Annotated in this window: 20 protein-coding genes and 1 pseudogene; 4 read left to right on the top strand and 17 right to left on the bottom strand. The window is 73.8% G+C overall.

Annotated elements, in window-relative coordinates:
* Positions 1-326 (top strand): annotated as a pseudogene (locus ACFWA9_RS02410) (hypothetical protein); the annotation flags it as partial.
* Positions 327-384: 58 nt separating this feature from the next.
* Here ACFWA9_RS02410 and ACFWA9_RS02405 read toward each other — a convergent pair.
* The 4 genes from ACFWA9_RS02405 to ACFWA9_RS02390 all read right to left on the bottom strand — a co-directional run bounded on the left by ACFWA9_RS02405 (position 385) and on the right by ACFWA9_RS02390 (position 5,335).
* On the bottom strand, positions 385-1,512 hold the full coding sequence (locus ACFWA9_RS02405) for a GuaB3 family IMP dehydrogenase-related protein (protein WP_329488079.1): 1,128 nt from the start codon (positions 1,510-1,512) through the stop codon (positions 385-387).
* Between the two features lie 363 nt (positions 1,513-1,875).
* Positions 1,876-3,378, bottom strand: a complete 1,503-nt coding sequence (guaB, locus tag ACFWA9_RS02400; protein WP_329488081.1) for an IMP dehydrogenase — start codon at positions 3,376-3,378, stop codon at positions 1,876-1,878.
* 260 nt (positions 3,379-3,638) lie between these two features.
* Positions 3,639-4,223 (bottom strand): RNA polymerase sigma factor ShbA, encoded by a 585-nt coding sequence (gene shbA / locus ACFWA9_RS02395; protein WP_329492134.1) that lies wholly within the window; start codon positions 4,221-4,223, stop codon positions 3,639-3,641.
* Positions 4,224-4,723: 500 nt separating this feature from the next.
* Positions 4,724-5,335: a response regulator transcription factor gene (locus ACFWA9_RS02390; RefSeq protein WP_014136228.1), complete on the bottom strand. Its 612-nt coding sequence runs from the start codon at positions 5,333-5,335 to the stop codon at positions 4,724-4,726.
* A 559-nt stretch (positions 5,336-5,894) separates the two neighbouring features.
* Between ACFWA9_RS02390 and ACFWA9_RS02385 the strand changes: the two genes are divergently transcribed.
* Positions 5,895-6,221, top strand: a complete 327-nt coding sequence (locus tag ACFWA9_RS02385) for a WhiB family transcriptional regulator (protein WP_329488083.1) — start codon at positions 5,895-5,897, stop codon at positions 6,219-6,221.
* 79 nt (positions 6,222-6,300) lie between these two features.
* Here ACFWA9_RS02385 and ACFWA9_RS02380 read toward each other — a convergent pair whose 3' ends face one another.
* From ACFWA9_RS02380 to groES, 3 genes are all read right to left on the bottom strand, one after another.
* The gene (locus ACFWA9_RS02380) at positions 6,301-7,320 is read right to left on the bottom strand and encodes a LysR family transcriptional regulator (RefSeq protein WP_359835104.1); all 1,020 of its coding nucleotides are present in this window, start codon (positions 7,318-7,320) and stop codon (positions 6,301-6,303) included.
* Positions 7,321-7,452: 132 nt separating this feature from the next.
* The gene (gene groL, locus ACFWA9_RS02375) at positions 7,453-9,081 is read right to left on the bottom strand and encodes a chaperonin GroEL (protein ID WP_352291288.1); all 1,629 of its coding nucleotides are present in this window, start codon (positions 9,079-9,081) and stop codon (positions 7,453-7,455) included.
* A gap of 132 nt (positions 9,082-9,213) precedes the next feature.
* Positions 9,214-9,519, bottom strand: coding sequence for a co-chaperone GroES (groES, locus tag ACFWA9_RS02370; protein ID WP_014136232.1), 306 nt, complete (start codon positions 9,517-9,519; stop codon positions 9,214-9,216).
* 364 nt (positions 9,520-9,883) lie between these two features.
* Between groES and ACFWA9_RS02365 the strand changes: the two genes are divergently transcribed.
* Positions 9,884-11,059: a methyltransferase domain-containing protein gene (locus ACFWA9_RS02365; protein WP_380382426.1), complete on the top strand. Its 1,176-nt coding sequence runs from the start codon at positions 9,884-9,886 to the stop codon at positions 11,057-11,059.
* Positions 11,060-11,071: 12 nt separating this feature from the next.
* Here ACFWA9_RS02365 and ACFWA9_RS02360 read toward each other — a convergent pair whose 3' ends face one another.
* The 5 genes from ACFWA9_RS02360 to tsaB all read right to left on the bottom strand — a co-directional run bounded on the left by ACFWA9_RS02360 (position 11,072) and on the right by tsaB (position 14,733).
* Positions 11,072-12,010: a polysaccharide deacetylase family protein gene (locus ACFWA9_RS02360; RefSeq protein WP_380382424.1), complete on the bottom strand. Its 939-nt coding sequence runs from the start codon at positions 12,008-12,010 to the stop codon at positions 11,072-11,074.
* Between the two features lie 60 nt (positions 12,011-12,070).
* The gene (locus ACFWA9_RS02355; RefSeq protein ID WP_380382422.1) at positions 12,071-12,406 is read right to left on the bottom strand and encodes a hypothetical protein; all 336 of its coding nucleotides are present in this window, start codon (positions 12,404-12,406) and stop codon (positions 12,071-12,073) included.
* Entirely contained in the window at positions 12,403-13,491 is a 1,089-nt protein-coding gene (gene tsaD / locus ACFWA9_RS02350; RefSeq protein ID WP_329488090.1) for a tRNA (adenosine(37)-N6)-threonylcarbamoyltransferase complex transferase subunit TsaD, read from the bottom strand. Before tsaD ends, ACFWA9_RS02355 begins: the two co-directional genes overlap by 4 nt.
* Entirely contained in the window at positions 13,484-13,963 is a 480-nt protein-coding gene (gene rimI, locus ACFWA9_RS02345; protein WP_329492135.1) for a ribosomal protein S18-alanine N-acetyltransferase, read from the bottom strand. Before rimI ends, tsaD begins: the two co-directional genes overlap by 8 nt.
* Before the next feature lie 113 nt (positions 13,964-14,076).
* On the bottom strand, positions 14,077-14,733 hold the full coding sequence (gene tsaB, locus ACFWA9_RS02340) for a tRNA (adenosine(37)-N6)-threonylcarbamoyltransferase complex dimerization subunit type 1 TsaB (protein ID WP_380382420.1): 657 nt from the start codon (positions 14,731-14,733) through the stop codon (positions 14,077-14,079).
* 174 nt (positions 14,734-14,907) lie between these two features.
* Between tsaB and ACFWA9_RS02335 the strand changes: the two genes are divergently transcribed.
* On the top strand, positions 14,908-15,480 hold the full coding sequence (locus ACFWA9_RS02335; RefSeq protein WP_329492136.1) for a hypothetical protein: 573 nt from the start codon (positions 14,908-14,910) through the stop codon (positions 15,478-15,480).
* Between the two features lie 89 nt (positions 15,481-15,569).
* Here ACFWA9_RS02335 and ACFWA9_RS02330 read toward each other — a convergent pair whose 3' ends face one another.
* The 5 genes from ACFWA9_RS02330 to ACFWA9_RS02310 all read right to left on the bottom strand — a co-directional run bounded on the left by ACFWA9_RS02330 (position 15,570) and on the right by ACFWA9_RS02310 (position 21,592).
* Positions 15,570-15,767, bottom strand: coding sequence for a hypothetical protein (locus ACFWA9_RS02330; RefSeq protein ID WP_380382418.1), 198 nt, complete (start codon positions 15,765-15,767; stop codon positions 15,570-15,572).
* 173 nt (positions 15,768-15,940) lie between these two features.
* Positions 15,941-16,438 (bottom strand): tRNA (adenosine(37)-N6)-threonylcarbamoyltransferase complex ATPase subunit type 1 TsaE, encoded by a 498-nt coding sequence (tsaE, locus tag ACFWA9_RS02325; RefSeq protein ID WP_352291294.1) that lies wholly within the window; start codon positions 16,436-16,438, stop codon positions 15,941-15,943.
* Positions 16,439-16,541: 103 nt separating this feature from the next.
* The gene (locus ACFWA9_RS02320; RefSeq protein WP_380382416.1) at positions 16,542-18,011 is read right to left on the bottom strand and encodes an alpha/beta fold hydrolase; all 1,470 of its coding nucleotides are present in this window, start codon (positions 18,009-18,011) and stop codon (positions 16,542-16,544) included.
* Complete coding sequence (gene alr, locus ACFWA9_RS02315; protein ID WP_380382414.1) at positions 18,008-19,279, bottom strand: alanine racemase; 1,272 nt, start codon at positions 19,277-19,279, stop codon at positions 18,008-18,010. The genes ACFWA9_RS02320 and alr overlap by 4 nt, the downstream gene beginning before the upstream one ends.
* A 726-nt stretch (positions 19,280-20,005) precedes the next feature.
* Positions 20,006-21,592, bottom strand: a complete 1,587-nt coding sequence (locus ACFWA9_RS02310) for an NAD(P)H-hydrate dehydratase (protein ID WP_380382412.1) — start codon at positions 21,590-21,592, stop codon at positions 20,006-20,008.
* Positions 21,593-22,096 lie beyond the last annotated feature (504 nt).

Raw genomic sequence — 22,096 nt, 5'->3', positions numbered from 1 at the left:
GTCTCGCCCCGGCGCGGGCGGCGAGCACCGTCGGCTGGCTGGCCATCGCCCCGGCCGCCGCCGTCGCCCTGCCGCTCGGCCGGCTCGGCGGCCGCGGCCACGCCCTGCCCCCGCTGGGCGCGCTGCTCGCCGCCGGCGCGCTCTTCCTCGGCCAGCTGATCGGCGAGGCCCGCCGGCTGCCCGGGCCGACCGGTCCGTACGACGCGCTGCTCCGGGACGCCCTCGCCCACTGGCGCGCCGACCGCCACTCGCTGGACGCCGTCTTCTACGGCATCGCGCTGATCGGCGGCTTCCTGCTCACCCGCCGCGCGGCCGCCCGGGACTGAACGCGGGAGGCCCCCGCCGGAACGCGTCCGGCGGGGGCCTCCCGCACAGCGGGGCGGCTCAGCGGTGGTTGAGCGCCGGGTTGACCGTCACCTCGACCCGCTGGAACTCCTTGAGCTCCGTGTAGCCGGTGGTGGCCATCGCGCGGCGCAGCGCGCCGAACAGGTTCATGGTGCCGTCGGGGGTGTGCGACGGACCGGTGAGGATCTCCTCGGTGGTGCCGACCGTGCCGAGGTTGACCCGCTTGCCGCGCGGCAGCTCCTCGTGGACGGCCTCCATGCCCCAGTGGAAGCCCTTGCCCGGGGCGTCCGTGGCGCGGGCCAGCGCCGCGCCGATCATCACCGCGTCGGCGCCGCAGGCGACGGCCTTGGGGATGTCACCGCTGTAGCCGACCCCACCGTCCGCGATCACGTGCACGTAGCGGCCGCCGGACTCGTCCATGTAGTCACGGCGGGCGGCCGCGACGTCGGCGACGGCGGTGGCCATCGGCACCTGGATGCCGAGGACGCCACGGGTGGTGTGGGCGGCGCCGCCGCCGAAGCCGACCAGCACGCCGGCCGCACCGGTCCGCATCAGGTGCAGCGCGGCCGTGTAGGTGGCGCAGCCGCCGACGATGACCGGGACGTCCAGCTCGTAGATGAACTGCTTGAGGTTCAGCGGCTCGGCGCCGCTGGAGACGTGCTCCGCGGAGACGGTGGTGCCGCGGATGACGAAGACGTCGACACCGGCGTCCACGACGGCCTTCGAGAACTCGGCGGTGCGCTGCGGGGAGAGCGCGGCGGCGGTGACCACGCCGGAGTCGCGGACCTCCTGGATCCGCTGCTTGATCAGGTCGGCCTGGATCGGCGCGGCGTAGATCTCCTGCAGGCGGCGGGTGGCGGCGGCCTCGTCGGTGAACGTGGCGATCTCGTCCAGCAGCGGCTGCGGGTCCTCGTAGCGGGTCCAGAGGCCTTCCAGGTTGAGCACGCCCAGACCGCCGAGGCGGCCGATCGCGATGGCCTGCTGCGGGGAGACCACGCTGTCCATCGGGGCGGCCAGGAACGGCAGGTCGAAGCGGTAGGCATCGATCTGCCAGGCGATCGAGACCTCCTTCGGGTCCCGGGTGCGGCGGCTGGGGACGACGGCGATGTCGTCGAATGCGTACGCCCGGCGGCCGCGCTTGCCTCGCCCGATCTCGATCTCAGTCACTTCGTTCGAGCCCTTCTGGTTTGTTGCTCATACCCGCCGGGTCACCCCGGCCGCCCCCAGTATCCCGCACGCTGTGCTAGTCGCGCGCTCGCCTCCGGGGCGCTCTGGCCCGGCGCCGACGGTCGTCGCTCCAACGTCCCCTGCATCTTCGCCCGCTCGCCTCCGGGGCGCTCGGCGCGGGCCGGGTCCGCGAGGGCTCGGGCAGGCAGCACCGGTCCGGGCCCCTTCGGCTCGGCGCGGGCCTGATCTGGCTCCGCGGATGGGGTCGTCCTCGCTTCCTCCCCTACGGCACCGGTCCGCACCCCGGACAAGCGCGAGGGACCCACCGCCGGGTGGCGGTGGGTCCCTCGGTGTCGGGCGGTGTCAGCGGCTGGTGTAGTTCGGCGCCTCGACGGTCATCTGGATGTCGTGCGGGTGGCTCTCCTTGAGGCCCGCCGAGGTGATCCGGACGAACCGGCCCTTGCTCTCCATCTCGGCGATGGTGGCCGCGCCGACGTAGCCCATGGTCTGGCGCAGGCCGCCGACCAGCTGGTGCAGCACCGCGGACAGCGGCCCGCGGTAGGGCACCTGGCCCTCGATGCCCTCGGGGACGAGCTTGTCGTCCGAGGCCACCTCGGCCTGGAAGTAGCGGTCCTTGGAGTACGAGCGGCCCTGGCCGCGGGACTGCATGGCGCCCAGCGAGCCCATGCCGCGGTAGGACTTGAACTGCTTGCCGTTGATGAACAGCAGCTCGCCCGGGGACTCCTCGCAGCCGGCCAGCAGCGAGCCCAGCATCACGGTGTCGGCACCGGCGGCGAGCGCCTTGCCGATGTCGCCGGAGTACTGCAGGCCGCCGTCACCGATCACCGGCACGCCGGCCGCCTGGCACGCGACCGCGGCCTCGTAGATGGCGGTGACCTGCGGGACGCCGATGCCGGCGACCACGCGGGTGGTGCAGATGGAGCCGGGGCCGACGCCGACCTTGACGCCGTCCACACCGGCGTCGATCAGCGCCTGGGCGCCGTCACGGGTGGCGACGTTGCCGCCGACCACGTCGATGCCGACGGCGGCCTTGATCTTGGCGATCCAGGCCAGCGCGTTGTGGCTGTGGCCGTGCGAGGTGTCCACGACCAGGAAGTCCGCGCCGGCCTCGACCAGGGCCTGGGCCCGGTCGAACGCCTCGGCGCTGGCGCCGACGGCGGCACCGACGAGCAGCCGGCCCTCGGCGTCCTTGGCGGCGTTCGGGTACTTCTCGGCCTTGACGAAGTCCTTGACGGTGATCAGGCCCTTGATCCGGCCCTCGTCGTCGACCAGCGGGAGCTTCTCGATCTTGTGGCGGCGCAGCAGGCCGATCGCGTCCTCGCCGGAGATGCCGACCTTGCCGGTGATCAGCGGCATCGGGGTCATGATCTCGCGGACCTGGCGGGTGCGGTCCGACTCGAAGGCCATGTCACGGTTGGTGACGATGCCGAGGAGGCGGCCCGACTCGTCCGCGATCGGCACGCCGCTGATCCGGAACTTGGCACAGAGCGCGTCCGCCTCGGCCAGGGTGGTCTCCGGGCCGACCGTGATCGGGTCGGTGACCATGCCGGACTCGGACCGCTTCACCAGGTCGACCTGGTTGGCCTGGTCCTCGACCGAGAGGTTGCGGTGCAGGACGCCGACGCCGCCCTGCCGGGCCATCGCGATCGCCATCCGCGCCTCGGTGACCTTGTCCATCGCCGCGGACAGCAGCGGGATGTTGACGCGCACGTTCCGGGAGACCCGCGAGGAGGTGTCGACCTGGTTCGGCAGCACCTCGGAGGCCCCGGGCAGCAGCAGCACGTCGTCGTACGTGAGCCCGAGCATCGCGAACTTCTCGGGTACGCCTGCGGCGTTGTAGGACATTTGGGGGTACCTTCCGTGGCCGGCCTAATCCGCTCGCGCCCTGAGGGTGGGGGCGCACTCCATCGCTCACTCGCTCAGGCCGCCGAAAGCTCGGTGCCATTGGAGGAACCTCCAGGGAAACCCCGCTCGCACCCACGGAACTTTGGCGACCCGCCCAGGCGCCGATACCCCATGGTACTGGCACCGCGAATGTGTCCTCGTGTGCCCTTGACAACACCGACCGCCCATGGGCCATTCCGGCCCCCCACCAGGGCGGACGATCAGGAGGACTCCTCCGCGAGCGCCCGCAGCCGGCTGAGCGCCCGGTGCTGGGCGACCCGGACCGCGCCGGGCGACATCCCGAGCATCTCGCCGGTCTCCTCCGCCGACAGCCCGGCGGCCACCCGCAGCAGCACCAGCTCACGCTGACGGGCCGGCAGGTTGGAGAGCAGCTCCTTGGCCCAGGCGGCGTCGCTGCTGAGCAGCGCCCGCTCCTCGGGGCCGAGCGCCTCGTCCGGCACCTCCGGCAGGTCGTCCTGCGGGACGACCGTCGAGCCGGGGCCGCGCATCGCGGCCCGCTGCAGATCGGCGATCTTGTGCGCGGCGATGCCGTAGACGAAGGCCTCGAACGGGCGGCCCTGGTCCCGGTAGCGCGGCAGTGCGCAGAGCACCGCGACGCAGACCTCCTGGGCGACGTCGTCCACGTGGTGCCGGGCCCCGCCCGGCAGCCGGACCAGCCGGCCGCGGCAGTAGCGCAGGGCCAGCGGGTGGACGTAGGCGAGCAGCGCGTCGATCGCCGGGCCCTCGCCCCGGACGGCGGCCGCGACCAGCTCGCCGACCAACGGGGAGCTGCCGGTGCCGAGCACCGGGGGGCGGCCGGGGCCGATGTCGTCGGGGCCGTGTTCGGGGCCCTGGTCGGAGCCGTGGTCCGGCTCGCCGCCCCCGAGATCCGCGTACGACGGACCGCGGCCCGGACCGGAGGGCTCGGCCTCCACCGGGTCAGCCTCGCCGGGAGTACCGGCAACGTCGTCACGCATCGGTCCATGGTGCCTGGTCGAACGGGAAAACGCGGCACCGCGTCCGGAGTTGTGCACCGGAACGTTATGCGGTGCGACGCCGGGCACCGCGCCGTCGCGCACCACCGGCCCCTCCTGCACCGTGCCACCTCCCGCCCCGCTGCCGTCGGTGGTCCCGTCCGTCGCGCCGTCCGCCGAATGCGCTGCGGCTCCGTGGTTCGCCGCAGTGCCTGTCCGCTGGTCCCCGAGGTGCTCCACACCTCCATGGTGCAACCTCGGGACCGTAACGTCACACGCCCCTGCGGGGGGAACCGCGACGAGCGCGCCGCAGCCGGCGGAGCCGGCGGTGGTCAGCGGACCAGGCCCCACCGGAAGCCCAGGGCCACCGCGTGCGCGCGGTCCGAGGCGCCGAGCTTCTTGAACAGCCGTCGGGCGTGGGTCTTCACGGTGTCCTCGGAGAGGAAGAGCTCGCGGCCGATCTCGGCGTTGCTGCGGCCGTGGCTCATGCCCTCCAGCACCTGGATCTCACGCGCCGTCAGCGTCGGCGCGGCGCCCATGTCGGGGCTGCGCAGCCGGCGCGGGGCGAGCCGCCAGGTCGGGTCGGCGAGGGCCTGGGTGACGGTCGCCCGCAGCTCGGCGCGCGAGGCGTCCTTGTGCAGGTAACCGCGGGCACCGGCGGCCACCGCGAGGGCGACGCCGTCGAGGTCCTCGGCGACGGTGAGCATGATGATCCGCGCGCCCGGGTCGGCGGACAGCAGCCGCCGGACCGTCTCGACCCCGCCGAGGCCGGGCATCCGGACGTCCATCAGAACGAGATCGGAGCGGTCGGCCACCCAGCGGCGGAGGACCTCCTCCCCGTTCGTCGCGGTGGTGACCCGGTCGACGCCGGGTACGGTCGCGACCGCGCGGCGAAGCGCCTCGCGGGCGAGCGGGGAATCGTCGCAAACGAGAACGGAAGTCATGACCGTCGTCCTCCGCAGCTGATCCGCGTCACGTTGAGCCTCCTGGCTGGTACGAATCTCTCCGACACGGCCGATTGGCGACGGACTCCGTGCCGATCGCCTGAACTTCCCCGCGATCGTTCCCGACGTCCGGCGCCCGCTAACCGCCTCCGCACTTCCAACGACCGTCACTCGAATGAGTTACGGCTTTCAGGGCCATCTCCACCACTGTACGTGGCCAACCCGTTACCGATCAGCTACCTCGCGGTGCACACGCCGCTCTTTTGTGCAGCTCGCGCGCGGTGGGCGCACCACCCGCACACCGGTACGGATCGTCGCGCGCCCGTCGGCCACCCGATTGCCACGTCTGCGCCTGCCGAACTCCATGCCCACTTTGCCCGTTTTTATAGCTTTTGTATGGTCATTGACTGTTGTGCAACTCTGTGGGTGACTTGTCCATGGAGTTGCCGTAAGTCATATTTCCAGGTGTCCACACCAGCGCATCGATGCCTCGCCGTGCCGTGCAGCCCCGCCCGCCGATGGCCGGTCCGCGGCCGCGAGCCTCTGAAGGGAATGAGCCATGGCAGATTTCTCCCGCCTCCCCGGCCCCAACGCCGATCTCTGGGACTGGCAGCTCTCCGCGGCCTGCCGCGGCGTGGACAGCTCGCTCTTCTTCCACCCCGAAGGGGAGCGCGGCGCCGCGCGGAGTTCGCGTGAGGCGAGCGCCAAGGAGGTCTGCATGCGCTGCCCGGTACGCACCGAATGCGCGGCGCACGCCCTGGCCGTCCGCGAGCCGTACGGCGTCTGGGGAGGACTGACCGAGGATGAGCGCGAGGAGATGATGGGCCGCTCGCGCAACCGCCTCGTGGAAGTACCGCTGGTCGCGCCGACGGGGCTGCCGCGCTAGGCACGCACCCGCTCCGCGCCATGAAGAAACGTTCCTTCATGGCGCTTCGAGCCGCCGGTCCGCCCGGGCGAACGCCCGGTCAGCGCCCGGCCGCCGCGCCCGCCAGCCGCTCCAGCATCAGCGCCACCGCCGGCACCTCGGCGAGGTCCGGCAGGGTCAGGGCGACCACCTGCCGCACCGCCGGCGCCCCCGAGGCGGTCCGCACCGGCACCGCCGACACGCCGTCGGGGCGCACCGACTCCAGCGCCAGCCCCGGCAGCACCGCCACCCCGAGCCCGGCCGCCACCAGGCCGACCACCGCCGGGTAGTCGTCGGTCGCGAAGTCGATCCTGGGCTCGAAGCCCGCCCCCGCGCAGAGTTCCACCAGGTGCCCCCGGCACTGCGGGCAGCCCGCGATCCACTGCTCCCCCGCCAGTTCGGCGAGTTCCACCGGCCCGCGCCCGTCGCCGCGCCCCGACAGCGGGTGCGCGGCGGGCAGCAGGCCGACCATCGGGTCGTCGAGCAGCGGGGTGACCACCAGGTCGGACCAGTCGGTGGTGGCGCTGAGCTGCTGGGCCTCCAGATTGGCCTCGGCCCGCGCCTCGCGCGGCGTGCCGTGCCCGGGAGCGGACGCCGGAAGGGGCGTCGGCGCGCCGCCGGGAGCCTGCGGATACCGGAAGGCCAGCGCGATCTCGCACTCGCCGCCGCGCAGCATCGCCAGCGACTCCGGCGGTTCGGCCTCGACCAGCGACACGCGCACCCCCGGATGGCTGTCCCGCAGCCGGGCGACGGCCGGTGGCACCAGGGTGGAACTCGCGGTGGGGAAGGAGACCAGCCGCACCCGCCCGGCCCGCAGTCCGGCGATCGCCGCGACCTCCTCCTCGGCGGCGGAGAGCCCGGCCAGGATGCCGGTGGCATGCTTGAGGAGCACCCGCCCGGCCTCGCTCAGCTGCATGCCGCGCCCCGAACGGACCACCAGCGGGGTGTCGACGGACTTCTCCAGCGCCTTCATCTGCTGGCTGATGGCGGGCTGCGTACAGCCCAGCTCACGGGCGGCGGCGGAGAAGGAGCCGGTGCGGGCGACGGCACGCAGAACGCGCAGGTGGCGGGCCTCGATCATGCCTCAGTTATAAGGCAATCTTTGCTTTATGCAAAATTCAACTGATAGTTGAAGAGTCAAACGCCCCACACGCCGCAGGCCCGGCCCGTACCCCGAGGGGCGCGGACCGGGCCTGCGGTCACTGATCAGGCGTCAGTGGGAGTGGCCGTGGCCGCCGTGCGAGTGGCCGTTGTCGGCCTCCTCTTCCTTCTTCTCCACCACGAGGGTCTCGGTGGTGAGCAGCAGGGAGGCGATCGACGCGGCGTTCTCCAGCGCGGAGCGGGTGACCTTGACCGGGTCGATGACGCCGGCCTTCAGCAGGTCGCCGTACTCACCGGTGGCGGCGTTGAAGCCGTGACCGGCCTCCAGCTCGGCGACCTTGTGGGTGATGACGTAGCCCTCGAGGCCGGCGTTCTGGGCGATCCAGCGCAGCGGCTCGGCGAGCGCCTTGCGGACGACCGCGACACCGGTCGCCTCGTCGCCCGACAGGCCCAGGCCGCCCTCCAGCACCTTGGCGGCGTGGACGAGGGAGGCGCCACCGCCGGCGACGATGCCCTCCTCGACCGCGGCACGGGTCGCCGAGATGGCGTCCTCCAGGCGGTGCTTGCGCTCCTTCAGCTCCACCTCGGTGGCAGCGCCGACCTTGATGACGCAGACGCCGCCGGCCAGCTTGGCCAGGCGCTCCTGCAGCTTCTCGCGGTCCCAGTCGGAGTCCGTGTTGGCGATCTCGCCCTTGATCTGGGCGACGCGGCCGGCGACGGCCTCGGTGTCACCGGCACCGTCGACGACGGTGGTCTCGTCCTTGGTGATGGTCACGCGGCGGGCGGTGCCCAGCACGTCCAGACCGGCCTGGTCGAGCTTGAGGCCGACCTCCTCGGAGATGACGGTGGCACCGGTCAGGGTGGCCAGGTCGCCCAGGATCGCCTTGCGGCGGTCACCGAAGCCCGGGGCCTTGACGGCGACCGCGTTGAAGGTGCCGCGGATCTTGTTCACCACGAGGGTGGACAGCGCCTCGCCGTCGACGTCCTCGGCGATGATCAGCAGCGGCTTCGAGGCACCGCCCTGCAGGATCTTCTCCAGCAGCGGGAGCAGCTCCTGGATGGAGGAGATCTTGCCCTGGTTGATCAGGATGTACGGGTCCTCCAGGACCGCCTCCTGCCGCTCCGCGTCGGTGACGAAGTACGGCGACAGGTAACCCTTGTCGAACTGCATGCCCTCGGTGAAGTCCAGCTCCACGCCGAAGGTGTTGGACTCCTCGACGGTGATGACACCGTCCTTGCCGACCTTGTCGATCGCCTCGGCGATGAGCTCGCCGACCTGGGTGTCCTGCGCGGAGAGGGACGCGACGGCGGCGACGTCGTCCTTGCCCTCGATCTCGCGGGCGATGGACAGCAGGTGCTCGGAGACCGCGGCGACGGCCTTGTCGATGCCCTTCTTCAGGGCGGCCGGGCCGGCACCCGCGGCGACGTTGCGCAGACCCTCGTTGACCAGGGCCTGGGCCAGCACGGTGGCGGTGGTGGTGCCGTCGCCCGCGACGTCGTTGGTCTTGGTGGCGACCTCCTTGACGAGCTGCGCGCCAAGGTTCTCGTACGGGTCGTCGAGCTCGACCTCACGGGCGATGGTGACACCGTCGTTGGTGATGGTCGGCGCACCGAACTTCTTGTCGATGACGACGTTGCGGCCCTTGGGGCCGATGGTCACCTTGACGGTGTCGGCCAGCTTGTTGACACCGCGCTCCAGCGAGCGGCGGGCGTCCTCGTCGAACTGCAGGATCTTCGCCATGTTCCCTATTCCCTCGGGGCTGCGACCGGCACGCCGGCCACCGGACTACGTGAACCAACAACCACGCCCCGGGCCCCTGTCACTGGGACACGGATCCGGGGCGGGCTGGAACGTCTTACTTCTCGGTGCTGCTTACTTCTCGATGATGGCGAGAACGTCGCGCGCCGAGAGGACGAGGTACTCCTCGCCCTGGTACTTCACCTCGGTGCCGCCGTACTTCGAGTACAGGACGATGTCACCGACGGCGACGTCGAGCGGCAGACGCTGGCCGTCCTCGAAGCGGCCCGGGCCGACAGCCAGGACGACGCCCTCCTGAGGCTTCTCCTTGGCGGTGTCCGGGATAACCAGGCCGGAGGCCGTGGTGGTCTCGGCGTCGAGCGGCTGGACCACGATGCGGTCCTCGAGCGGCTTGATGGCAACCTTGCTGCTGGTGGTCACGTCCGAGCTCCCCTTCGGAGATTACGGGGTTGTCTAACGGGTAGTGGCGAACCTACGGGCCTGCCGTCGCGGGGGTCAGACACGCTTCTTCGCGTTAGCACTCCCCTGGTGGAGAGTGCCAAGGACGACCATAGGCCGCGGTTAGCACTCAGTCAACCAGAGTGCCAACGACGCGCCCGAAACGGTTCTCGCGGGCGGCTGCCGGGCCGCACTCCCGTACGACGCCGCCGATGATCCGCACGCGTGCGCGTCCGATCAGGGCCCACTCCACCAGTGCGCTCGCCCGGCCGCCCCGGTCCGGTCCGTCCGCCCCGGGCTGGCCGACCCCGGGCGGCCCGGCGCGCCGACCGGGGAGAATGAGCGGGTGGAGACCGAGAACCTGCAGCCCCTGCTGACCCCCGAGGGGCAGTCCCTGCTCGCCGAGCTGCGCGAGTTCGCGCCCGAGGAGGAGCTGGCGCTGGCGACCAGGCTGCGCCGGGAGCACTCGGCGGAGCTGGTCTCGGCGGCGTTCGGGCAGGCCCGGCTGCGGCAGCGGGCGCGGACGAAGTTCGGCGCGGACGCCGACCTGATGTACTTCACGCCCAACGGCGTCGAGCAGTCCACCCGGCGCAGCGTCGCCGAGTGGCGGGCCCGGCGCTTCGCCGAGCTGGGCGTGCGGCGGCTGGCCGACCTCTGCTGCGGGATCGGCGGCGACGTCCTCGCGCTGGCCCGGGCCGGGATCGAGGTGCTCGCCGTGGACCGGGACCCGGCGGCCTGCGCGGCCACCGCCGCCAACGCCGCCGCACTGGGCCTGGCGGACCTGGTCGAGGTGCGCTGCGCGGACGTCGCCGACGTCGACGTCACCGGCTACGACGCGGTCTTCACCGACCCGGCCCGCCGCACCTCGCGCGGCCGGGTGTTCGACCCCGAGGCGTACGCCCCGCCGCTGTCCTGGGCGATCGAGGCCGGCCGGCGCACCCCGATCGGCGCGCTCAAGGTGGCCCCCGGCATCCCGCACACGGCCGTGCCGGGTGACGCGGAGGCCGAGTGGGTCTCCGACAACGGCGACGTCAAGGAGGCGGTGCTCTGGTTCGGCACCGGGGCCGGCCGCCCGCACCGCGCCACCCTGCTGCCGCACGGCGACTCGTTGACCGGCGGCGACCTGCCCGACCCGCCGGCCGGACCGGTCGGCCGCTACCTCTACGAGCCGGACGGCGCGGTGATCCGGGCCCACCTGGTCGCCGAGGTGGCCGAGCGGGTGCACGGCCGGCTGATCGACCCGAAGATCGCCTACCTCACCTCGGACCGGCTGGTCGCCACCCCGTACGCGCACGCCTTCGAGCTGACCGACGTGCTGCCGTTCCACATCAAGAAGCTGAAGGCGCTGCTGCGCGAGCGGGCCGTCGGCACCGTGGTGATCAAGAAGCGGGGGATGGCGATCACCCCGGAGGAGCTGCGCCGCCAGCTGAAGCCGAGCGGGCCGAACAGCGTCACCGTGATCCTCTGCCGCACCGACCAGGGCCCGCTGATGATGCTCGGCCGGCCGGTGGCGCTCCCGTAGGCGGACTCCCGGTCAGCCGGCGGGCGGCCGGATGTAGTCCTCCAGCCGGGCCACCGCGAAACCCTGCTCCTGGATGCGGGCCAGCAGCTCCCCGAACATCTGCGTCATCGTCTCGCCCTTGAGGTCCTTGGGCCCCCGGAAGTGGGCGAGGACAATGTCGCCGGGCCGGAGCTTCTTGTCCGCCGCCTGGTACTGCATGTCGTGGATCTGCATCGACTCGCGCCAGAGCACGATCGCGCGCGGCCCGCACTGCTGCACCGAGGTGTTCAGCGCCGGGGTGTTGGCGCCGTCCCCGTACGGCGGGCGGAACAGCAGCGGCGCGGTGCCGTACTGCTGGGTCAGCGCGGACTGGGCGTCGCAGATCTCGGACTTCTGCTTCTCCGGCGCGACCTTGCTCATCTGGGCGTGGTCGACGGTGTGGTTGTGGATGTGGTTGCCGAGCGCCTGGAGCGGCTTGAAGTAGCCGTAGTTGTCCTTGACGATGTCCCGGGTCAGGAACATCGAGACCGGCACCTTGAGGTCGGTCAGCATCTCGACGAACTTCGGGTCCTTCTCGGCGCCGTCGTCGATGGTGACGAAGACGACCTTGTCGGTGGTCTTCACCTCGCTGAACACCGGCACGGGGCCGGTCCGTTCGAGCTTGACCGGCTTGTCGGCCGGCGCCGGCGGGGCGGGCGGCAGCGGCGTGAGGTGCCACTTCGCCCAGGCCGCCGCGTCCCCGGCGGCGGGCACCGCGGCGGGTGTCGCCGTGGGCGTCGGATTCGCCGCGGCGGACGGCCGCTGCCCGGCCGCCGGCGTCGTCGCGGCGGTCGCCGCGGGCCCGGCGCCCGTGCCGCCGCTGCCACAGCCGGTGGCGGCGGCCAGCAGGGCCAGCGCCCCCACCGCGTACGTCCTCGTCCTGCCCCGCCCGTACCACTCCACCGCGCCGCGCTCCCAGCTACCGTCCAGCATGCTCTCAGCTATGCACGGTAGTGGCCGGCCGTTCGGTTCCCGGACAGGCCCGGCAGCTCGCTACTCCGGGTCCGCCCCGGACGCCGGGTTCGCGCAGGTCCCCGGGCCCGCGCAGGTCTCCGGGTGCTCGCTGGACTCCAGGTGCTCGCTGACGAAGGACCAGCGGTGCACCGGGCGGCCGGTCAGTGCGGCGGGCGGCTCGGGGACGGGCACCGGCTCCGCCGTCCACCAGGTGATCAGCAGCACCCGGTCGCCCGGCGCACCGAACAGCTCGGCGCGGACCAGACCGGCCGAGCCACGCAGCGCGGGCAGCGCGACCTCACGGACCCAGGCCGACAGCTCGGCCCCGCGGCCGTCGGCGGCCCGCGCCTCCCACATCGCGGCGGTGGTGGTCACCGACCGCCGCCCAGCGCCTGGTACGCCTGGCCGTGCACGTCCGTGTGCGGGACGTGCACCTCGGTGACGGGCAGCGAGGAGTCGGCCGACAGGTCGAAGGACGAGGGCGCGCGGTCGCGCCAGACCATCTCGGACCCCAGCGCGGCGACCATCGCGCCGTTGTCGGTGCACAGGCCCGGACGCGGCACCCGCAGCCGGATGCCCGCCTTGTCGCAGCGCTGCTGGGCCATCTCGCGCAGCCGGGAGTTGGCCGCCACGCCACCGCCGATCATCAGGTGGTCGACGCCGTTCTCCTTGCAGGCCTTGACCGCCTTGCGGGTCAGCACATCGGTCACCGCCTCCTGGAACGAGGCCGCGACGTCCGCGATCGGCACCTCCTCGCCGGCCCGGCGCTTGGCCTCCACCCAGCGGGCGACGGCGGTCTTCAGGCCGGAGAACGAGAAGTCGTACGCCGGGTCCTTCGGGCCGCTCAGGCCCCGGGGGAAGGCGATCGCCTTGGGGTCGCCCTCACGGGCGGTGCGGTCGACCACCGGACCGCCGGGGAAGCCGAGGCCGAGCACCCGGGCGACCTTGTCGAAGGCCTCGCCGGCCGCGTCGTCGATGGTCGCGCCGAGCGGGCGGACGTCACGGGTGATGTCCTCGCTGAGCAGCAGCGAGGAGTGCCCGCCGGAGACCAGCAGGGCCATCGTCGGCGAGGGCAGGCGGCCGTGCTCCAGCTGGTCCACGCAGATGTGCGAGGCCAGGTGGTTGACCCCGTAGAGCGGCTTGTCCAGCGCCCAGGCGTAGGCCTTGGCGGCGCTCACGCCGACGAGCAGCGCACCCGCCAGGCCGGGGCCCGCGGTGACGGCGATGCCGTCGAGGTCGCTCGCCTTGATGCCGGCGGTGTCCAGGGCGCGCTGGATGGTCGGGACCATCGCCTCCAGGTGCGCGCGGCTGGCGATCTCGGGCACCACACCGCCGAACCGGGCGTGGTCGTTGACGCTGGAGGCCACCGCGTCGGCGAGCAGGGTGGTGCCGCGCACGATGCCGACGCCGGTCTCGTCGCAGGAGGTCTCGATACCGAGGACGAGCGGTTCGTCAGCCATGGCGGTCTTCCTTCAGGTCCTTCGGGTCAGTACTGGGGTGGTCGAGGCGCATCACCAGCGCGTCGATGCCGGCCGGCTGGTAGTAGTTGCGCCGGATGCCGACGGGTTCGAAGCCGAAGCGCTCGTAGAGCCGCTGGGCGCGCGGGTTGTCCACCCGCACCTCCAGCAGCAGCTCCGCGCAGTCGCGCCGGGCGGCCTCCCGGATCAGGTCGGTGAGCAGCAGCGCGCCGAGGCCGGTGCCCTGGTGCCGCGTGTCGACGGCGATGGTCTGCACATCGCCCTCGCCGGCCACCGCCATCAGCCCGGCGTAGCCGACGATCGCGCCGTCCGGGGTGGTGGCCACGGTGTAGTGGCGGGTGCCGCCGCGATGGGCCTCGGCCAGCTCGGACCAGTACATCCCGGTCGACCAGGCGTCCTCGGGGAAGAGCGCCAGCTCCAGCTCCATCACCGGCGCGATGTCCCACCAGCGCATCGGGCGCAGCGTGGTGCCGTGGCCCGGTCCGTCGGGGCCGTGCGCGCCGTTCGGGCTGGTCGGGCTGGTCGGGCCGTGCGCGCCGTTCGGGCCGGTCACGCCGTTCGGGCCGGTCACGCCGGGAGCACCGCCTTGTAGCCGGCGGGCACCTGGGCGTCCGGGCGGCGCAGGTAGAGCGGCACGTTGGGCAGCAGCTCCCGCCCGGCGGCCAGCTCGGCGGCGGCGAAGTCGGCCAGCGCGCCCGCCGAGACGTGCTCGGGCCCGTGCGCGCCGGGGAAGGCCTCCGGGTACAGCAGCGCGCCGGCGCCGACGGCCCGCGGCCGCGGCGTCAGCTCGGCCGGGCGGTCCACGGCGGGGCCCTCGGTGCGCCGGCCGTCCGCGTCGTACGAGGCCCAGTAGACCTCCTTGCGGCGCGCGTCGGTGGCCACCGTGAACGGCTGCCCGGCGAGGCCCTCGGCGCGCGCCCGGTGGGCGATCGCGTCCAGGGTGCAGACGCCGTGCACCGGGACGCCCAGCGCGTGGCCGAGCGCGGCGGCGGTCACCAGGCCGACCCGCAGGCCCGTGTAGGGGCCGGGGCCGACGCCCACCGCGATGCCGGTCAGCCGGTGCTTGTCGACATCGGCCTCCCGCAGCACCCGGTCGATGGCGGGGAGGAGCAGTTCACCGTGGCGCCTGGCGTCGACCTGGTCGGTCTCGGCGAGGACGGCCGTGCCGTCGTGGACGGCGGCGGTGACAGCAGGGGTAGCGGTGTCGAACGCGAGCAGCAGCACGGGTCAAGGTTAGACCGGTCGGAGCCGTGGACCGCCTCCGGTCCTGGTCCGCCCGATCGACAAGGTGTCCTGGTTCGGAACACACGTCCTACGGGGTGCGGGCGGGAACGAGCGGACCTGGCACGATGGGGCCGACGGGTTTTGGGACGGCGGTGGGAGCGACACGTGGCGAAGATGGGTCCTGGAGTGGTGGTCACGGGGCTGACCCTGGGGGCCCTGGCGGTGGTGAGCCTGCTGGCCTTCCAGGCCAACGGCGCACAGGACCGCGCAGGCGCCACCGGGCCGACCGCGAGCACCACCGCCTCGTCCGGCGGGCCGTCCGCGTCGGCCACCCCGACCGCCTCGGCCACCCCGACCGTCCCCGCGCTCCCGACCACCTCGGGGGCCGGTCTGCGGGTCGTCTACTCGGCCGGCAGCCACTACGTCTGGCTGGTCGACCCCAAGAAGAACCCGCAGGTGGTGGCCTCCTTCGCGGTCACCCCGGGATCGGTGGAGCCGACCCCCGGCAGCTACCCGGTGTACAGCCGGGCCGCCACCAGCACGGGCACGGACGGCCGGCAGATCGAGCACGTGGTGCGCTTCGCCCAGCAGAACGGCGTGGTGTTCGGCTTCAGCGCGGCCGTGGACGGCGCCACCCCCGCCGCCGACCCGAAGACCAAGACCGGCGGGATCCGCAGCGGTCGGGCGGAGGGGCAGCTGCTCTGGGACTTCGCGCCGAGCGGCACCAAGGTCGTCGTGATCGCCTGAGGACGCGCGCCCCGCACGCCGGGCGGGCGGCGGGCCCGAGGCGCTATTCGGCTCGGGTGCGGTGCCCGGTTCGGGGCGGGTGTCGAGTGTCAGGCCGCGCGGGGCGTGTCGGCCACCGGTTCGGCCGGTGCCGCGCTCTCCCGGCGCTCCGGCGGAGTGGAGACCGCCTCCGCGGCCGCACACGCGGCCAGCAGGGCCCGCATCGGTGCGCCCTGGACGCTGCGGGCGGGCTCTCCGGCCCCGGTACCGCGCGGCGCGCGCTCCGGGGCGGGGGTGGTGCTCGACATGGCGCCTCCCTAGTTAGGCAGACCTAACCGCGACACCCATCCCATCACGCCCGGCACCCCGCCCGCAACACTTTGCCGACAGTCTGTCGGCAACCGTCGGCGTCGGCCCGTGCCCGTGGGTATTCACTTGTGTCGGCCGTCGGCGCCGTCCGTGCCCGCCGGCGCTCGTCGGCTCAGGCCAGCGCGGCCAGCTCCACCCCGGTCCAGCGCGACCCGATCCCGTTCAGCAGCACCCGGCGCGGGTCCAGGTCGTCGTCGTCCGCCTCGGCGCCGATGGCGCGCTCGATCCGGACCTCCAGCCGGCTCTCGGCGAGCCGTTCGACCTTGCCCTCGCCCCACTCGACCACGACCACCGACTCCGGCAGCGAGACGTCCAGGTCGAGGTCCTCCATCTCGTCCAGGTCCCCGCCCAGCCGGTACGCGTCCACGTGCACCAGCGCCGGGCCGCCGACCAGCGACGGGTGCACCCGGGCGATCACGAAGGTCGGCGAGGTGACCGCCCCGCGCACCTGGAGGCCCTCCCCCAGGCCCCGGGTGAGCGTGGTCTTCCCGGCCCCCAGCTCCCCCGAGAGCAGCACCAGGTCCCCCGGCCGCAGCAGCGCGGCCAGCTCCCGGCCGAGTCGGCCCATCCGCTCGGGAGTGGCGACGGTGAGAGTGGCGTGCGAGCCCATGCGCGATTCAAGCCCTTCGATCCGTACTGCGGCGCACCGACCGCCGGGCGCCTCCGCTACGGTGCCACATCCCCGGCCGGGCGTGCGCCGGTGGCCCGGGCCGCTACGGCGTCTCGCCCACCGAGGAGGGCAGCGGCGCCGCGCCGCGGTAGTCGACCGCCTGTTTGAGCAGCGCGACCAGCCGCTGGTCGACGAGGTCCGGGCGCTCCAGCATCACCAGGTGCCCGGCGTCCTCCACCAGGAGCAGCTCGGCCCCGGGCAGCTGCTCGGCCATCGCCTCGCTGTGCGCGGGCGGGGTCAGCAGGTCCTTGGTGCCGGCGAGCACCAGGGTGGGGATGCCCCGCAGGGCCGCCAGCGCGGCGGTCTTCTCGTGCGCGCCGAACACCGGGTAGAACTCGGCCACCACGTCGATCGGCGTGGCGTCGAGCAACTGTTCGGCGAACCGCACCACGCCCGGGTCGACGTCCTTCCCCCCGAAGGAGAACTTCCGGTAGAAGACGGCGCTGACGTCCGCGCCGAGCCGCCGGGTCGCCTCGACCAGCTCGACCTGGCGGCCGAGCAGCTTCATCACCCCGGGTGCGACCTTCTTGAACAGCTTGGCGCCGACCGCCGGCAGACCGAGCGTCACGGCCTCCCAGTCCCCCGCCAGCGTGCCGATCAGCGCGACGCCGGCGACCCGTTCCCGGAACAGCGCCGGCTCCTGGTCGGCGAGCGCCATCACCGTCATCCCACCCATCGAGTGGCCGACCAGGACCAGCGGGCCGGTCGGCGCGACGGCGTCGATCACCGCCTTGAGGTCCCCGCCCAGCTGGTCGATGCTCGCGAGTTCACCGGCCAGGAACGAGCGGGAGCGCTCGGACCGGCCGTGGCTGCGCTGGTCCCAGAAGACCAGGCGCATGCCCTCGCGCAGCGCGGCCCGCTGGAAGTGCCAGCTGTCCTGGTTGAGGCAGTAGCCGTGGCAGAACACCACGGTCAGCGGTTCGCGCCGCCCGACGGCGGCGGCGGGGCCGAGGCCCGAGCGCCGGCCGGCCCGCACCAGCGCGCCGGAGCCGCCCAGCAGACCGGGCAGCCCGCTCCGGTCGACCGGTCCGTCGCCGGCGCCGGAGCCGGAGCCGGTAGCGGTGCCGGGGCCGTCCGTCCGGCGGCGGACGAACCAGCCGCGGCGGGCGGCGGCACTGGTACCGGGGGCTGGGCCTGGGCCCGGGGCTGCGACGGCCTTGTCGTGGTCCGGCTCTGCGGGGTGCTCTTCCGCGTGCTCCTCGGGCCGGACGCTGACGGGCTCGGGCCAGCCGGTGCCGTCCAGCTCGACGTACAGCTCGGTGCCGTCGGCGGCGGTCACCGTGCACGGGCGCCCGCGGAGCGAGCCGTACGGGGCGTTGGCGTCCAGCTCCGCGCGGGCCCGGCGGCGGGTGGCCCGGCCGACGGTCAGCCGCTCGATCGCCACACCGGCGGCCGCGCCGGCCGCGACCACGCCGACCGAGATCCCGATCAGACCGGCCCGGCTCACCCCGGAGGCCGCACCGGCCGCCTTGGCCACCGCCGCGACCGGACCGGAGCCGGCCTCCTCGCTCATACGCTCGCGCCCTCGGTCGCCGCGCCCCCGGTCGGCACGCCCTCGGTCGGCACGCCCTCGGCGGCCGGGACGTCGGCCGTCGGGGCCTCGGTGGTCGCGCCCAGGTAGCGGCGCGGCACCCGGGCGCCGATCCGGGTCACGATCTCGTAGGAGATGGTGCCGCAGGCCCGGCCCCAGTCCTCGGCGGTCGGCTCGCCCTGCTCGCCGTTGCCGAACAGCAGCACCTCGTCGCCGACCGCGGGGGTGTCGCCGCCGAGGTCGACGACGAACTGGTCCATCGCCACCCGACCGGCCACCGTGCGCCACTTGCCCGCGATCTGCACCGGGCCGGTGCCGCTGGCGTGCCGGGGGATGCCGTCGCTGTAGCCCACCGGCACCAGACCCAGGGTGGTCGGGCCGGGCGTGGTGTAGTGGTGGCCGTAACTGACGCCGTGCCCGCCGGGCACGTGCTTGACCAGGGCCAGCCGGGCGGTCAGCGCCATCACCGGGCGCAGCCCGAAGTCGGCCGGCGAGCCGACCTCCGGGACGGGCGAGAGCCCGTACATCGCCAGGCCGGTACGGACCAGGTCGTAGTGCGACTGCGGGAGCAGCAGGGTGGCCGGGGAGTTGGCGAGGTGCCGCACCGCGGGGCGCAGCCCGGCCGCCTCCGCGTACGCGAGCGCCTCGCGGAACGCGTCCAGCTGGGCCTGGATGGAGGGGTGGCCGGGCTCGTCCGCGGCCGCGAAGTGCGACCAGACGCCGACCACCGTGAGCAGGCCCTCGGCCTCGGCGCGGCGCGCCGCGCCGACCAGCTCCGGCCAGTCGTGCGGCTGGCAGCCGTTGCGGCCGAGGCCGGTGTCGGCCTTCAGGTGCACCCGGGCCGGGACACCGGTCGCGCGGACGGCGGCGAGCAGCTCGTCCAGCGCCCACTGGGCGCTGACGGAGACATCGATGTCGGCGAGCAGCGCCTCGCGCCAGGGGCCGCCCGGCGTCCAGAGCCAGCAGAGGATGCGGGCCTGGTCGGGGCGGATCCCGGCGGCGCGCAGAGCCAGCGCCTCCTGCGGGAGGGCGGTGCCGAGCCAGCCGATGCCTGCGGCGACCGCCTCGCGGGCACAGCGGACCGCGCCGTGGCCGTAGGCGTCCGCCTTGACCGTGGCCATCACCGTGGCGGCGCCGACGCGCTCGCGCAACGCGGCGAGGTTGCCGCGCAGGGCGGCCAGATCGATGGTCGCCTCAGCCCGTACGCCGTCGGTGAGAGTGGCCGTGCCGGTCGTGTTCGCAGTTGTCATCAGGGTCAGTCTCCCAGACGTCTCATGGTCCTCGCCGAACGGCCCGTCGGCGCGGCGGCCCGGCCCCCACCTGCCGACCCGCCCCTACACCCCGCCACCTCGTCCCCGACGCCCCCGAAGCACCACCGGTTCCCACCGAGGCCGGAGCACCCGCGGCACCCGCGGCACCCGCAACCCGCAGCACCGGGGCGCGGGCGCCGCCGGGGCGGCGGGACCCGTGCCGGCGTGGGAGCAGGAAGTCGGCCAGGCCGACTTCCTGCTCCCGCTCTTCTCCGCCCAGTCCCTCCGGGCTCCGCCGTGCTTCAGCCGGGCCCGTTGCCCGGGGCAGGAATATGTAGACCGGTCTACCTTTTCAGTCCACGTCCTTCAATTCACCGCACAGGAAGTCGGCCAGGCCGACTTCTCACTCCCCCGGCGGTCGCCGCCCGCCCCCGCACTCACTACCGAGCGAATCACCACGGGCAAATATGTAGACCGGTCTACCTTCTGAGGCCGACCCCGCCCCCCAGGACCAAACGCCGGAGTGGGAAGTCGACCTGTCCGACTTCCCACTCCGGCCTCCGCTCTTCAGAGGCTCACAGGCATCCGGCAACCAAATATGTAGACCGGTCTACATCTTCAGTCACACTCCGCTGCCCCTGCACGAGAAGTCGGCCCGGCCGACTTCCCACTCCGCTCCGGGCGAGGCGAGCCCACGCAATCCACCCTCTATGTAGACCGGTCAACCTATTCCTCGCCAGCCCCCACGGCCCCATCGCCCCCCGCGGACGACCGCACATCGCGCCAGACCGCCGACAGGGCGCCCGCCACCTGCAACGCGGTGACCGGGGCGCCCGGCACGCCCAGCGCCCCCTCGTCGCTCGCCACACCAACACCCGCCGCCAAACCCGCGCCCGCTCCCCCCGCCAACCCCGCTGCGCGGCGGCCGGCCAGGCCGTGGAGGTACGCCGCCACCGATGCCGCGTCCAGCGCGGACAGGCCGGCCGCCAGCAGGGAGCCGGCCAGGCCGGCGAGGACGTCGCCGCTCCCGGCCGTCGCCAGCCACGGGGTGCCGGTCGGGTTGACCCGCACCGCGCCTCCCGGGTCCGCGATCACCGTGGTGGAGCCCTTCAGCAGCACCGTCGCCCGGTACGCGGCGGCGAGTCGGCGCGCGGTGGTCAGCCGGGCGGCGGCCAGGTCGTCGGCCGGCGGCGGTGCGGTGCCCGCAGCCCCCGCCCCCGCCAGCAGCCGGGCCGCCTCACCGGTGTGCGGGGTGAGCAGCGTGGGCGCCGTCCGCCCGGTCAGGGCCTGCGGGCCGAGTCGGCCCAGTTCGGTGAGCCCGTCCGCGTCCACCAGCACGGGCACGTCGCTCGCCAGCGCCTCGCCGAGCGTCTGCCGGGCTCCGTCCCCGCCGCCCGGGCCGACCACCCAGGCCTGCACCCGCCCGGCCCCGGCCGGTCCGCCCTCGGTGACCAGCACCTCGGGGAACCGTCGCACCACCTCCTCGGCCGCCGTGCCGACGTACCGCACCGCCCCCGCGCCACCGCGCAGTGCCCCGGCGACCGCCAGCAGCGCGGCCCCCGGATACGTCGCCGAGCCGGCCGCCACCCCGACGACGCCGCGCCGGTACTTGTCGCTCTCCGCTCCCGGGACCGGCAGCAGCGCCGCCACCTCGGCGTGCTGCAGGGCCTCCACGTCGGCCGTCGGCAGCTCCAACCCGATCTCCACCAGCTGCACCGCACCGGCGTAGGAGGCTCCTGGATCGATCAACAGCCCGGGCTTGTGGGTGCCGAAACAGACCGTGACGTCCGCCCGCAGCGCCACTCCCGCCACCTCACCGGTGTCGGCGTCCACACCGCTGGGCACGTCCACCGCGACCACCACACCCCGACGCGCCGCCCATGCGTACAGCTCCGCCTCCGGGCGCAGCCCGCCCCGGCCGCCGATGCCGACGATGCCGTCCAGCACCAGGTCCGCGCGCGAGAACTCGGCCAGGCCGACTTCCCGCTCCCGTACGACCTGCCCGCGCGCGGCCCGCAGCGCGGCCAGCCCGTCCGCGTGCGCGCGCTCGGGCGCGAGCAGTACCGCCGTCACCCGCGCGCCCCGCCGGGCCAGTGCCGCGCCGGCGTACAGCGCGTCACCCCCGTTGTCCCCGCTGCCCGCGAGCACCACCACCCGGCTCCCGTACACCCGGCCGCGACGGCGCGTCAGCAGTCGCGCGCAGGTGGCGGCGAGACCGGCGGCGGCCCGTTGCATCAGGGTGCCCTCGGGCAGCCGGGCCATCAGTTCGGCCTCGGCGGCCCGGACCTGTTCGACACGGTGAGCACGGCGCATGCGCAAGCCCCTAACCCTCGGCTGACCCTCGGCAACGACTACCGCCGACGCTACGCCCGCGTCGTGGCAGAGCGACACCTGCCACGAGCCGACGCCGCGTTCGGCCCCCCGCAGACCCACCCACCACGGTGCTCCCCCGCTTCGCGAACACCTACCGTGTCGCCCACGAGGGCCGGCGGAAGCAAGGAGAGGCAGTAAGGAGAAGGGCCGGGGTCGCCACGCCGGCGGTCGAGCGCCCCGCCGGGCCCGGGGAAGTCCTCCAGGCGTTCCTGGGGCCGGAAACACCGCCGGCTTCAGAGCCGTGCCGATCGGGGGCGACATCGTCCTGACACCACGCCGGACGGAGCGCACGAGGCCGCGATCGAGTTCGACCTTCCGGGCCACCAGGGCCCGATCGCGCGGGGCCCGATCGCGCGGGGCGTGGCCAATCGAGCGTGGCCCCATCGCGCGGGGCCCGACCGCGCCGACCGGACGGTTCACCCCCGGCGGCACCATCAGTCCGGT

It is taken from the genome of Kitasatospora sp. NPDC059973 (genome assembly GCF_042737525.1).
GTDB lineage: Bacteria > Actinomycetota > Actinomycetes > Streptomycetales > Streptomycetaceae > Kitasatospora.
The sequence above is the reverse complement of the archived record's forward strand: the minus strand, read 5'-3'. Positions and strand labels throughout refer to the sequence as shown.